Raw genomic sequence first — 13,237 nt, 5'->3', positions numbered from 1 at the left:
AACTATGAATGATCAATAGTTGGAGATTTTTTCTAAACTAATTACTCTATTAAATTAAAAGATCACTTATCCACTGCCTTGTGCATTTCGAGGATATTTTCCATTACTTTTAAAATGTCGTCTCTTAAATCGGGACGTTGCAGGGCAAATTCAATTGTCGTTTTCACAAAGCCATCGACAACTCCGACATCATAGCGTTTCCCTTCAAAATCATAAGCGAAGACACTTTGGATTTCATTCAGTTTTTGGATGGCATCCGTTAACTGGATTTCACCGCCAGCCCCTGTTTCCTGCTTGGCCAGGAAATCGAATATTTCCGGAGTCAGTATGTATCTTCCCATTATGGCTAAGTTGGATGGTGCCGTTCCTTGTTTTGGTTTTTCGACGAAACGGTTCACTTCGTATCTCCTGCCATCTTGCGTAAGCGGGTCGATGATGCCATATCTATGTGTTTCGCTCTCATTCACCGGCTGCACACCAATGATGGACGAACCTGTCGCATCATATTCGTTGATCAATTGACGCAAGGAGGGCACATCGCTTTCCACGATATCATCGCCTAAAAGGACGGCAAATGGCTCATCACCAATAAAGTTACGTGCACACCAAACAGCATGTCCGAGGCCTCGCGGTTCTTTTTGCCTAATGTAATGGATATTAGCCAAATTGGATGGGTATCGCACCTTCTCCAATAAATCGAATTTCCCTTTTTCACTTAAGTTATTCTCTAGTTCGTACGCATTATCAAAATGATCCTCTATCGCTCGTTTGTTCTTTCCTGTGACAATGATTATATCTTCAATTCCCGCTTTCACGGCTTCTTCTATAATATATTGTATAGTTGGTTTATCGACTATTGGCAGCATTTCTTTAGGCATCGCCTTCGTTGCGGGCAAGAATCTGGTTCCCAATCCCGCTGCAGGTATAATGGCCTTTTTAACTTTTTTCATTCTTTGTAACTCCTTCATATTAGGATAAATCAACAAAACAACCCATTTTTTTCTGAATCATCCTTTTTATAGTAACATAGACTCTCTTTTTGTAAATATATTAACAGAAAAAATTCCTTCATTTGTAAACGCAACCAAAATATTTAAGGCCTTTCCCCGATTTTTAAGGAAAAGGCCTTATTTTCTTACTTATAGCTCATAGATCAAAAGACTTATCAATTATTGATCATCTCACCTGCTTCAATTTCTATTACTCGGCTTCTTCCCTATCGGTGCCCACCGTCGGCTCTTTGATCCTCATCAGCGATGAAATATACATCAACGGTCTTCCTTGGCGAGTCTGCGCGATTCAGAAGTTTCTATCGTAAAAAAAAAAACGTCACCCCAGAGGAGAGACGTCACTAAATCATTCAGCTTCGGCAACAACGGTAAAGCGCTGGTTGATGTGCTGCGGATTTTCAATTTCATCAAGTACTGCTAGGGCAAAATCGGCATAACTTACATAGCTTTCGCCCTTCGAGTTTACAAGAAGGTTGTCTTTACCCAGTTTATACCCGCCTGTTCTATTTCCTTGCGGATCAAAGAAGGCGGAAGGGCTGATGAAGGTCCATTGTATGTCAGTGGCGTTTTGCAGATCTCCAAGGTTCTTGGATTGATTAAACGCTGTTGCAAAGTATTCTTTAGGAAACTCAGGCGTATCCAGGACACGAATCGTTTTTGCTTCGTCAACAAAAAGGCTTCCAGCTCCGCCAACAACGATCAGTTTCGTTTGTGGAGCGCCTTTCATTGCTTCAATCAAGATTTTTCCTGCGTCCACATGCAGATGTTCTTTCCCCGGAGCAGCGCCAAATGCATTCACTACAACATCGAATTCTTTAATATCTTCTGCTTTCAGATGGAATACGTCTTTTTCCAATACGGAAGCTCCTTGAATTTGGACTCTAGCTTCATCCCTGACAATGGCCGTAACTTCATGTCCCCTAGTCAATGCTTCCTTTAAAATCAGACTTCCAGCTTTTCCGCTCGCACCAATAATACCGATTTTCATTTTACATTCCTCCTATATATTGTTTTTGAAATATTAATTGTAACTAATTTACTTACATGTAATAATATAAGTTACAGGTTAATAATTTGTCAACTTTTTTATTTAGAGGTGTTTCGGAGATATATCCGCTGTTTCGGAGATATAATTCGATTTTCGCTGATATATTGCCGAATTTCGTCGATATAATCCGATTTTCGCTGATATATTGCTAATTTTCGTCGATATAATCCGATTTTTGATGATATATCCGCAGTTTCGTCGATATATTGCAATTTTTGATGATATATCCTGATGTTCCGCTGTTATATCGCTAATTTTCGTCGATATAATTCGATTTTTGATGATATATCCGCAGTTTCGTCGATATATTGCAATTTTCGGAGATATATCCTGATTTTCGCTGATATATTGCTGTTTTTCGTCGATATAATCCGATTTTTGATGATATATCCGCAGTTTCGCTGATATATCCTGTTTTTTCATCCGATATAACTAAAAACGCACCATCCCTTTTAGAATGGTGCGCTTCATTACATGCTGGTTTTCTTTTTCATTAGTAGTGCCATGCAGATTGTAATGAGCGTAAAGGCAATGAATGACAAAAACGGGATCGTGATGAATCCTAGCCAATTTATATACTCACCTGAGCAGGGAACACCGCTTTGGCACATTTCGAAATGCTGTAGTGCTGGAATTTTTTGCAGACTATAGTGATACCCTGACACCGCCATGCCCAAAATCGATAATGGGAGGATGTATCGATAGATTTTCAGGTCCTGTTCATAAAATGCCCGGCCCAATAAGATGACGAGCGGGTACATCAAGATCCTTTGGTACCAACAAAAGGTGCAGGGTACATAATGTAGAATCTCACTAAAGTAGAGACTTCCGGCAGTGGCGATGATGGAAAGGATCCAAGAAAATAATAGAGGCTTGTTCATCACTATTTCTCCTTCGCTGCATCATCAACCATTTTCACTAAATCATCGATTGTATTTCCTTCAAACTTCTTGCCATTGACAAATAAGGAAGGTGTTCCAGTAACGCCCAATTCATCGGCCAACTCCATATCCTTGTTCCACTGGTCCTCGGACTTTTTGGCTTTAAAAGAGGTAACGACTTTTTTCACATCTTTCTCATTTGCGATTTCTTTCAATGTTTCTTCCAAGAATTTGTCCGTAAAGACATCTTCCTTTTCATATTTCAAGTCAGCTGGCTGCTTATCGAACAAAAGCTCATGAAATTCCCAAAAGGTCTTATTGCCTAATTCCTGATAAACACTTTCCGCGAATTTAGCGGATCTGGTTGAATCGACGTTAATGAACGAATAATTCATGAAATAAAATTGCGCTTTTCCTGTATCAATCAATTCACTTTGTATAGAAGGGAAGAATTGCTTCTCGAATGTCTTACAGACTGGACATTTATAGTCCCCAAATTCCACTATTTGGACAGGAGCCAATTTTTCTCCCAAATATGGTTGTGATTTATAATCGATTTCATTAACGGCTGTATCTTCGTCTTTTTTCCCATTTGCTAAAAATATAAAGCCAATAATGATTACAGCGATTAATCCGATGATCCAAAACGTGAATGCAGAAGATTGTTTTTGATTACCCTTTTTTTTATTAGCCATCATATACCTCCATCACTTGTAGTTGTGTCGTTTCCTTATCCAGCCATGGCGGCCGATCTCAGTTCCCCCTTTCCTGTAACCTTTCACCTGTAACTGATTCATTTACACGTTATAATATAAGTTTCACCATGCTTGTTTGTCAATTACACATACCTTTTATTTTTGCCTTTGCAGCAACGGCGTGACTTGACAAGGAAACGGTTAATGGATAAATATTATTCTTACAGGCCATTATAGCTTGTAACCACTTGAATTACATGTTAAATAATTTATACTATATAGGAATAGAGATTTAAAGGAGAGAAAAAAGAGATGTCCATCAGTACCCGCTTTTCCGTAGGAATCCATATATTATCTCTTTTAGAAATAAACAAAGAAGGCGTTAACACTTCCGATTTTATTGCAAAAAGTGTAAACACCAACCCAGCCTTAATCAGAAAAATCACTGGCATGCTGAAGAATGCAGGTTTAGTGAATGTTCGGCCGGGTATCGCCGGAGCGACATTGGCCAAGGAATTGTCGGATATCACTTTGCTCGATGTTTATCACGCTGTCAACATTGTCTCCGATAAAGAATTATTTGGAATTCATGAAAATCCTAATCCAGCATGCACCGTTGGAAGAAATATACAAGATACAATAGAACCCATCTTTTCCGTTGCTGAACTTGCCTTGGAAAAGGCGTTGGGAGTGGTGACGATCGAGGATGTCGTCAAGGGGATTCTGGAAAAGGATAAAACTGAGTAGCAAAAAAAACACATGAGCCGGACTCATGTGTTTTTTTCCATTTCCTTATTTATACTTAGGAACCTCAATCGTCAATTTATATGAATCTAATAGACTATATAAATTATAAATCTGTTTCACTTGTTTTGTTGCCCAGCCAATATCAGTCGCATACTGGTGTGATGCATATCCATATTTCTCTGCAGCTGTAGGATTCCACCTCATTTTATAAAGCGTGTCCTGCCCAGCAGAGATATATCCTTTGGCGATGAATTCAGCACCGCCTATGATGGCCGCTTCCGGGGTGAACCAGCCCGCATTATAGGCGTATTGAGCGCCGCTGCTTAGCGCCGTTCCGTCAAACGCCCCGACCCCATACATATTATAGACCGTTTTCCCGTTCACCTTTACGCCAGTCGCTAATGGAGAAGTGCCATTCCCGGTCTCCAGCAAAGCATGTGAAATCAGGTAGATTTCATTGACCCCGTATTTTTCCCCTGCCGCAGTGAAGGTTGCCGCTTTGCCTTGTAGTATCCCTTTGCCTGAAAGGATTCTATCATTCACTTCAGAAACGTTCATGTTGGTGACTTGGGAGAGCTTGACGAATTGGAATGAATGGACTGGATCATTCACGAAATTATTTGGGTTAAGATTATATTCCATATCTTCCGGACTGGCATTTACCCATGTCTTGTTATAGTCCACCTCATACCAATAATATCCGTCAGAGCCCCTTACTTTTGATTTAATGGTCAATGATTGATAATTGCTTACAGGGCCGACTGCCCAATAATTCGATCCAGCTCCGCCCCTGACACGCCATCCGGTTCCTTTAACGGTACCTTTTGTTGAATTGATTAAAGTTAATCCATCTTCGCGTATGTAGGTTTTATACTTCTTATCCGTCTGACCGTTTACGGCCATTTGAATTTCAACCATCTTTTCCATCGTAAGATTATACTCTTTATCGATCCTGATTATCGATCCATTCGAGCTTCCCGGACCTTCCGGTGCTTTGGCCGTTAAATATTGCGTACTGACATATCCGGTTTTTCCATTGGCCGTGACTCTTGACCAGCCATTAGACTCTGAATACACCGTTACGGTCGTATTATTTACAAGCTTGGCTATAATTGAAGCGGAAGCCGATGCTGCTGAACGCATATTCAGACTCGAGCCATCACTTACATTTACATATTTAACCAATGTATTTACTTCTCCATCTGGATTCAGTCCCGGTACAGAACCTGGCTTCGTTGCTGATAGATATTTCGTACTGACATAACCTTCTCCGCCATACGCTTTAATTTTTGACCAGCCATTTGATTCCGAGATGACTTCTACCTCTAAACCCCTTGCCAATTTTACAATGACGGAAGCACTATCCGACGGCTTATTCCGCATATTCAGTGAACCCGAGCTGACATTTACATATTTGGTTGTCGTTATTTCAGGTATGGATGGTTTGGAGTCCGTTCCAGGCTTTGCCGTTGAGAGGTAGTCAGTACTGACATACCCATCCTTCCCATTTGCCTTGATCTTCGCCCAGCCTTTGGATTCCGAATAGACCGTCACTTCCGTTCCTTTTGACAGCTTTGCTACTATGCTCGCGCTTTCCGACCCGCTTTTTCTCATATTGAGCGTTCCAGAGCTCACGTTTACATATTTCGTCGTCGTTTTTTCTGGCGTGACTGCCGTTGATCCCGTTCCTGGTTTTGTTGTCGATAGATATTTGGTACTGACATGGCCGTCTTTTCCATTGGCTTTGATCTTTGCCCAGCCTTTGGATTCCGAATACACCGTCACTTTCGTTCCTTTTGACAGCTTTGCGACTATACTCGCGCTTTCCGATCCGCTTTTTCTCATATTGAGCGTTCCAGAGCTCACGTTTACATATTTCGTCGTCGTTTTTTCTGGCGTGACCGCCGTTGATCCCGTTCCTGGCTTTGTAGCAGATAGATATTTCGTGCTTACATATCCATCCTTTCCATTAGCTTTGATTTTCGCCCAGCCATTGGATTCCGAGTACACCGTCACTTTCGTTCCTTTTGAAAGGATGGCGACAATGCTTGCGGTAGCTTTTCCACTTTTTCGCATATTGAGCGTTCCAGAGCTCACGTTTACATATTTCGTCGTCGTTTTTTCTGGCGTGATTGCCGTTGATCCCGTTCCTGGCTTTGTAGCAGATAGATATTTCGTGCTGACATATCCATCCTTTCCATTGGCTTTGATTTTCGTCCAGCCATTGGATTCCGAGTACACCGTCACTTTCGTCTCTTTTGAAAGGATGGCAACTATGCTTGCGGTAGCTTTTCCACTTTTTCGCATATTGAGTGATCCCGTGCTCACATTCACATATTTCGTTGTTGTTTTAACCGTTGCCTCAGCTTTGCTCACTGTTCCAGGCTTCGTTGCCGATAGATATTTCGTGCTGACATATCCATCCTTTCCATTGGCTTTGATTTTCGCCCAGCCTTTGGATTCCGAATAGACCGTTACCTGTGTGCCTCTTGTCAGCTTTGCGACTATGCTGGCACTATCACTCCCGCTTTTTCGCATATTAAGTGAACCTGTGCTCACATTCACATATTTTGTTGTCGTTTTAACGGTCGGCGTAGCTTTTTTTACCGCTCCAGGCTTCGTTGCCGATAGATACTTGGTACTGACATATCCGTCCTTTCCATTGGCCTTGATCTTCGCCCAGCCTTTGGATTCCGAATACACCGTCACCTGTGTGCCATTTGCCAGCTTTGCGACTATGCTGGCACTATCACTCCCGCTTTTTCGCATATTAAGTGAACCTGTGCTGATATTCACATATTTTGTTGTCGTTTTAATGGTTACTGCAGTTTTCGTTAAAGTCCCTGGCTTCGTTGCCGATAAATACTTGGTACTGACATATCCTTCTTTTCCATTGGCCTTGATTTTCGCCCAGCCTTTGGATTCCGAATACACCCTCACCTGTGTGCCATTTGCCAGCTTTGCGACTATGCTGGCACTATCGCTCCCGCTTTTTCGCATATTAAGTGAACCTGTGCTCACATTCACATATTTATTTGTCGTTTTAATGGTTACTGCAGTTTTCGTTAAAGTCCCTGGCTTCGTTGCCGATAAATACTTGGTACTGACATATCCTTCTTTTCCATTGGCCTTGATCTTCGCCCAGCCTTTGGATTCCGAATACACCGTCACCTTTGTGCCATTTGCCAGCTTTGCGACTATGCTGGCACCTTCCGCCCCGGTTTTTCTCATATTGAGCGATCCGGAATTCACCTGCACAAACATGACGTCCTCGATATTGACCTGTTCGGCATGTAGTGGAGCTGCAGATATTTTTTCTTCGAAAGCAACTGTAGACAACACTGCAAAACAGAAAGTTGGTATAATTAATTTCTTCATCTCATTCTCCCTACTAAAGAATTATATTTTTAACATTTATTTAAATATCGGTTAAAATTAGTATGATGATATAGGTAAATATGCTCATTCGCTTATAATATAACATATTCCTTTAGATCTATAGGGAGATAAAATCGTTTGTAACATAATGGTAAATTAATAGACATTTAAGTAATTATTTAGAAATACTTGCAATGAAGCCTATGCGACAAGCAAATGATGACTATTAAGTATATTGATATAATTACTTTTCACGTGAATTATTGCTAATGAGACGAGCATCTTTCTGCCTAAATCGAATATATATAAAGGGTAGGCACGCGATCCTTATATTTGACGGATCGAGGCAATAACCTATATAATTACTGTATATAACTTATAAGAATCCTTCTGTTAAGGGGAGTAGCTATACAATAAAGTCGTCAGTACAGGATTGAATCCTCGGCTTTATTGGCAACTGATTTTAGTTGTTTGCAAGACCTTGCCGATTATTTGGTGAGGTCTTTTAATTTAAGACGGTATAACCAATAATCGGTTATACCGTCTTTTTTGATTCGAAAAATTGCACAATAGAGGTGAAAAGTATGCAGAACTATAATGAATTAGCTCAAAGCGTTAAGATTTCCGATGATAAAAAGCATGTATTGCTCGATGCCGATCCATCTTTATCACTGATTGGAAAAGGCCGAAGCGCATATGTTTTCCGAATACATTCCACCAATAAAGCGCTAAAAGTCTTTTTCCCGGATCATACCCATACAGCTAAAGTTGAAGCTGAAATATACAAAACCGTCCAATCCATCGAATACTATCCAACCCTATATGATTCGGGGGTAAATTACCTGGTTATAGATCACATTGAAGGAAACACTCTTTTTGAATGTTTAACATTGGGGATCCCGATAACGGAAGAAAACATTGCGGAGATAGACCTTGCGCTGCAATTGGCAAGGAAAGAGGGATTGAATCCTTCGGATATCCACTTACGAAACATCTTCATCACTTCTGAAAAAAAGGTGAAGATCATTGACGTTGCAAGATTTAAGCAAGTGAAATCCTGCAATCAGTGGCACGACTTGAAAAGTGCTTTTCACCTATTCTATTCGAAGTCATTTTTTCCGAAGAAGATTCCCAGCTTCATACTGAATTCCATTGCAGCGATTTATAAAAAAAGATTTCTGCCCATCTGATCCTTACTATAAAAAAATCACATTGGAGGCACATATGAAAAAAATAATGACCATTGCTCTGCTGTCCATCCTTACATTAAGCGGATGTTCAGCATTAGAAGAAGTCAATTCATCATTGGAGTATGCAGATGATGCGACGGAGTATGTAAATACCGTTCAGGATTTTGCCAATGAGGTTCCCGCCATGTCACAGGACGCCATCACGAATGCCGAAACAAGGGCAAATCTTGAAAAAGAACTGGAATTGATGAAAACGGAGATTGAAGAATTCAATGCAACTGAACCACCCAAAATCGCTGAAGGCATCCATGAGAAGATCGTCAGTTCAAATCAACAGCTTTCAGATGGAATTGAATTATATCTGAATAATATTGAAAAGGGCCAAATTGATCCTAAGGCATTGGAAGATTCAGAGATAATGAAATCAATCGATAATATAACGGGATTGGCAAAACAAATCGAAGAGTTGGGAAATTAAGCCTCCTGCAATGAATAAAAAGGAATCGCTTGAAACAAATTATTGACATGAAACCAAAAGGTTTTATATAATCGACAAAGCAAAACCAATTGGTTTCATATTTTCACTTACAAAGGAGAATCAGTATGGAAAATACATTACAGGATATCAAGAAGACGGTTATTCTTGAAGCACCTATCCAAAAAGTTTGGGATACAGTTTTCACTGCAGAGGGCATAGCTTCATGGTTCATGCCAAATGATTTTCAACCGAAAGTGGGACATGAGTTCCATGTGCAATCACCCTTCGGCCCATCTCCTTGTAAAGTAACGGAGTTAGATGCTCCTCATCGCCTTTCATTCAGTTGGGATACGGACGGTTGGTTCATTTCCTTCCTTTTAAAAGAAGTGGATGGCAAGACGGAGTTCACCCTTATTCATGGCGGCTGGAAAGAGCCTGATACGATTCTTACGAAACCGAACGAAAAAAGCTCAGTGATTCGCGATAGAATGAATCATGGCTGGGAACAAATCGTTAATCAAGGTCTTAAAAAGGCTGTTGAGGGCTAAGTGTCTGCATCAGAAAAACATGATGTATTCCAGGCTATCGCCGACCCAACCCGCCGAAAGGTCCTGCAATTGCTTGCTGAAGGGGATTTACCCATTTCAGAAATCACTTCTCACTTTTCCATGAGCCGTACGGCGATTGCCAAGCATCTTCATATCCTTTCTGAAGCAGAATTGGTCAGTGGCCGGAAGGTAGGAAGAGAGAAACGCTTTCGGCTTCAGCCGGAACCTTTAGCGGAATTGAAACAGTGGCTTTCTTTTTACGATCAATTCTGGGATAACAAATTATCCATTCTTAAACATGTGATTGAAAATTCAGGGGAAAATGGCTTGAAAGTCATGGAAAAAGAAAAGGACACGACTGAACCATCATAATGAGAAAACCCCCGGCGCATTGCACCGGGGGTTTTTGTTTATGCATTCATCTCAATATTATGTGCTTTGCGCTTCTTGATGACCATCGTTAGCAATAGCAGCAGATTAAAGACAATGATGCATCCAGTAAGGAACACTATACTTGCTATCAATGCATCCGCCCCAAGGCTCGTACTCATCGCCTGGCGGAAGCCCATGACAGAGTATGTCATCGGAATGAACGGGTGAACATGACTGAAGAAGTTATTTGTCAGTTCCACAGGGAACATTCCTCCGCTTGCACCTAGCTGTAATACAAGGAATATCATCGCCAATAAACGACCTGGATTTCCAAATCCTACGGTCAAGAAGGTAACGATGAACATGAACGTAAGGGAAGTCAGTATGGAAACCCCAATGAATTGCCCCATGTTCTCTACCTGTAAATCCATTCCCCAGATCATGATCGCATCCAAAACTAATGCAGAAAGCGTCGCTTGGATGAATAGGACCGTAAATTTACTGAACCACCATGCCACTCCTGATGTAGGCCTAGTAGAAGGCAAGCCTGTCGGGAATCCCATATTGAAGGCAATGGCTCCAACAAATAACCCTAGAGACAAGACATAAGGAGCCAGTGCATGACCATAATTCGGCACGTCACTGCTTTTTTGTTCTTTGACCTGTGTCGGTTCAGCAATCATGCTGTAATTATCATCGGTTGTTTTATTTTCACTAATTTCTTTTGCACCATCACTGAGTTTTTCCGAAAGCTCGACCGTTCCATCTTGAAGTGAGGAGATTCCCTCACCCAATTTACCGGAACCTTCAGCAAGTGCTGATGAACCTTCATTGATCTTACCCGCGCCATCAGCAAGCTGGATGACCCCATTGCTCAAAGTAGGCAGATTGCCTGCCAATTGTTCAGTTCCTTTAACAAGTGCTGATGAGCCCTCGTTCAAGGCCGCTGAGTTGGCATCCAGTTGATTGGCCCCATTAGCAAGTTTGCTTGCCCCTTCGCCAACTTGGCTAACGCCAAATGCGTACTTCTCAAGACCACTCCCAAAGGAGGATGAACCTGCTTGCAGTTGTGAAACTCCATCAACCAATTGACCAGATCCCTCAGTTAGTTTTGAAAGGCCATTATTCAACGAGGAACCGCCTTGTGCTAACTGGTTGATCCCCTTCACTAATTCTGGTGTCCGTTCATTTAAACTTTGCGTTGCCGCCGTTAATTGATCGCTGCCTTCTACAGCTTCATTCAAGCCGCCATTTAATTGGGTCGCACCAGGAATCAATTGTTCTTCCAGTGCGTTCCTTATTGACGTATATCCGTTTAAGGCTGAAACGGCGTTTGGATTGACTTTATTCACCGCATTATTTAAATGGGCCACTTGTTCCGGAAGCTGCCCTAATCCATTCAATACAGGCATTACCTTATCCGTTAATTGCGTTGATAAGTCTGATACACTTGCAGCAAGAGCCGATGCAATTCGTTTTTGTGCCTCCGCTTGGCTTTGAAGTTCATTTTGAATGGCTCCGATTACTTCTGATTGCTGTTCACTGGTCATGCTTTTGAAGGCTTCCGTGTTTTGAACGGCACTGATCGTGCTCTGACCATTATTCGCAATCGTTGATTGAAGTTCCGTTAACGCCGCTTGACTGTTATTGAGGTCTTCGGTAATGCCGGATACGGTACCGGACGCGCTGCTTCCTGCTGGAACCGCTTCTTGCAATTGATTTACACCGCTTTGAATGCTTGTCAGTCCTTGCTTAAGCTGATTCAGCTGTTCTTCTCCGGGCAATTGGCCATCCATTTTTTTCAGGCCGTCATTTAGCGCCTGGCTTCCTCCTGCCAGTTTATTGATTCCCTCATTTAAACTCTGCTGACCTGCTGCCAATTTTGGAATTCCTGTCGATTGATCCGTCAGCTGGCTTGCATTTTGTGATAATTGATTTAACCCATCATTCAAATTCGCACTGCCTGTTTGCGCTTGTGCCAATCCAGAATTTAAAGTTTGCGCTCCTGGAACCACTTTGGCCAGCCCAGTGGAAAGCTGGGAAGAACCTTCTATAAGTGCTTCACTATTATTAGTTAATTCCCCTGTGCCTGATGCGAGTTCGTTCGCACCCTTTTGCAACTGACCGACACCGGAGGTATATTGTGAAATACCCTTATTCAATTCCGACGCGCCACTTTCAAGCTTGTTGGCTCCTTCCAAAAACTCGCCAACGCCCACTTGAAGTTTATTCGCTCCATCTTTAAAGGTTAATGTGCTCGAAGCTAACTTATTCAGATTTCCCGTCACTTCTTTGTTTCCATCATGCAGTTTTTTTGCACCGTCATCCAGCTTGGATGCCCCATCTGCCGCATCGCCGAATCCTTCTCCGATTTCATCCAGTTGGGAGAAGATCGCTTCCGCATATTCTTTTGTGACACTTTCGGCAATTTCCGTTTTCAAATTATTCGTTGCCTGTTTCCCGACCGTTTCAGAAACGAAACTGCGTCCAGGATTCACATCATACGTCAGATTCATTTTTTTAGGATCATCATCCATGACGGTAGAAGCATTTTTTGAAAAGTCCTCCGGAATGGTGACGACCATATAATATGTACCATCATCGAACCCTTTTTTCGCCGCTTTTTCCGTTACGAAATGCCATTCTAAATCATCATTGTCCTTTAATTGCTCGACTAGCTCATTACCGACTGTTAAGGTTTTCCCCTCATATTCCGCCTTTACATCCTTATTCACGACTGCAACAGGCAATTTGCCTGTATTTCCGTATGGATTCCAAGCGGAACTAAGGAATAACCCCCCATAAATAATCGGGACGAACAGTAAAACGAATGCGACACCGACCAATTTTCGATTCGTAAGGAAAAGCTTCCATTCTTGTTTAAGCATAT

The 13,237-nt window shown here is 41.7% G+C and carries 11 protein-coding genes; 5 read left to right on the top strand and 6 right to left on the bottom strand.

Translation table 11 applies throughout. The features are described from left to right. Window positions 1-62: 62 nt before the first annotated feature. The 4 genes from galU to ACFX4H_RS14480 all read right to left on the bottom strand — a co-directional run bounded on the left by galU (window position 63) and on the right by ACFX4H_RS14480 (window position 3,634). Window positions 63-950: a UTP--glucose-1-phosphate uridylyltransferase GalU gene (galU, locus tag ACFX4H_RS14495; protein WP_034310766.1), complete on the bottom strand. Its 888-nt coding sequence runs from the start codon at window positions 948-950 to the stop codon at window positions 63-65. A gap of 406 nt (window positions 951-1,356) precedes the next feature. Then, on the bottom strand, window positions 1,357-1,998 hold the full coding sequence (locus ACFX4H_RS14490) for an NAD(P)-dependent oxidoreductase (protein WP_377435692.1): 642 nt from the start codon (window positions 1,996-1,998) through the stop codon (window positions 1,357-1,359). A 530-nt stretch (window positions 1,999-2,528) separates the two neighbouring features. Continuing rightward, window positions 2,529-2,939: a disulfide oxidoreductase gene (locus ACFX4H_RS14485; protein ID WP_034310756.1), complete on the bottom strand. Its 411-nt coding sequence runs from the start codon at window positions 2,937-2,939 to the stop codon at window positions 2,529-2,531. Window positions 2,940-2,941: 2 nt separating this feature from the next. Beyond that, window positions 2,942-3,634: a DsbA family protein gene (locus tag ACFX4H_RS14480; RefSeq protein WP_377435691.1), complete on the bottom strand. Its 693-nt coding sequence runs from the start codon at window positions 3,632-3,634 to the stop codon at window positions 2,942-2,944. Window positions 3,635-3,946: 312 nt separating this feature from the next. On the opposite strand from ACFX4H_RS14480, the gene ACFX4H_RS14475 reads away from it, so the two are divergent. After that, window positions 3,947-4,381: an Rrf2 family transcriptional regulator gene (locus tag ACFX4H_RS14475; protein ID WP_034310751.1), complete on the top strand. Its 435-nt coding sequence runs from the start codon at window positions 3,947-3,949 to the stop codon at window positions 4,379-4,381. Between the two features lie 45 nt (window positions 4,382-4,426). On the opposite strand, the gene ACFX4H_RS14470 is transcribed toward ACFX4H_RS14475, so the two are convergent. Continuing rightward, the gene (locus tag ACFX4H_RS14470; protein ID WP_377435690.1) at window positions 4,427-7,759 is read right to left on the bottom strand and encodes an SH3 domain-containing protein; all 3,333 of its coding nucleotides are present in this window, start codon (window positions 7,757-7,759) and stop codon (window positions 4,427-4,429) included. Window positions 7,760-8,343: 584 nt separating this feature from the next. Here ACFX4H_RS14470 and ACFX4H_RS14465 point away from each other — a divergent pair. From ACFX4H_RS14465 to ACFX4H_RS14450, 4 genes are all read left to right on the top strand, one after another. Beyond that, complete coding sequence (locus ACFX4H_RS14465) at window positions 8,344-8,949, top strand: protein kinase family protein (protein WP_034310746.1); 606 nt, start codon at window positions 8,344-8,346, stop codon at window positions 8,947-8,949. Window positions 8,950-8,983: 34 nt separating this feature from the next. After that, window positions 8,984-9,427, top strand: a complete 444-nt coding sequence (locus tag ACFX4H_RS14460) for a DUF6376 family protein (RefSeq protein ID WP_034310742.1) — start codon at window positions 8,984-8,986, stop codon at window positions 9,425-9,427. Between the two features lie 119 nt (window positions 9,428-9,546). Next, window positions 9,547-9,975 carry an SRPBCC family protein gene (locus ACFX4H_RS14455; RefSeq protein WP_377435811.1) on the top strand — a complete coding sequence of 143 codons (429 nt, stop codon included), beginning with the start codon at window positions 9,547-9,549 and terminating at the stop codon, window positions 9,973-9,975. After that, window positions 9,976-10,347: an ArsR/SmtB family transcription factor gene (locus tag ACFX4H_RS14450; RefSeq protein WP_377435689.1), complete on the top strand. Its 372-nt coding sequence runs from the start codon at window positions 9,976-9,978 to the stop codon at window positions 10,345-10,347. It begins immediately after the preceding gene. Between the two features lie 38 nt (window positions 10,348-10,385). Here ACFX4H_RS14450 and ACFX4H_RS14445 read toward each other — a convergent pair whose 3' ends face one another. Then, window positions 10,386-13,235, bottom strand: a complete 2,850-nt coding sequence (locus tag ACFX4H_RS14445; RefSeq protein WP_377435810.1) for a YhgE/Pip family protein — start codon at window positions 13,233-13,235, stop codon at window positions 10,386-10,388. Window positions 13,236-13,237 lie beyond the last annotated feature (2 nt).

The organism is Peribacillus sp. YIM B13477 (genome assembly GCF_042787955.1).
Lineage (GTDB): Bacteria > Bacillota > Bacilli > Bacillales > DSM-1321 > Peribacillus > Peribacillus frigoritolerans.
This window is presented reverse-complemented; position numbering and strand designations above follow the sequence as displayed.

Coding starts and splice junctions, on each gene's coding strand:
- ACFX4H_RS14480 (WP_377435691.1), bottom strand. CDS start 3,634: ATGGCTAATAAAAAAAAGGGTAATCAAAAACAATCTTCTGCATTCACG.
- ACFX4H_RS14460 (WP_034310742.1), top strand. CDS start 8,984: ATGAAAAAAATAATGACCATTGCTCTGCTGTCCATCCTTACATTAAGC.
- ACFX4H_RS14485 (WP_034310756.1), bottom strand. CDS start 2,939: ATGAACAAGCCTCTATTATTTTCTTGGATCCTTTCCATCATCGCCACT.
- ACFX4H_RS14445 (WP_377435810.1), bottom strand. CDS start 13,235: ATGCTTAAACAAGAATGGAAGCTTTTCCTTACGAATCGAAAATTGGTC.
- ACFX4H_RS14475 (WP_034310751.1), top strand. CDS start 3,947: ATGTCCATCAGTACCCGCTTTTCCGTAGGAATCCATATATTATCTCTT.
- ACFX4H_RS14470 (WP_377435690.1), bottom strand. CDS start 7,759: ATGAAGAAATTAATTATACCAACTTTCTGTTTTGCAGTGTTGTCTACA.
- ACFX4H_RS14490 (WP_377435692.1), bottom strand. CDS start 1,998: ATGAAAATCGGTATTATTGGTGCGAGCGGAAAAGCTGGAAGTCTGATT.
- galU (WP_034310766.1), bottom strand. CDS start 950: ATGAAAAAAGTTAAAAAGGCCATTATACCTGCAGCGGGATTGGGAACC.
- ACFX4H_RS14465 (WP_034310746.1), top strand. CDS start 8,344: ATGCAGAACTATAATGAATTAGCTCAAAGCGTTAAGATTTCCGATGAT.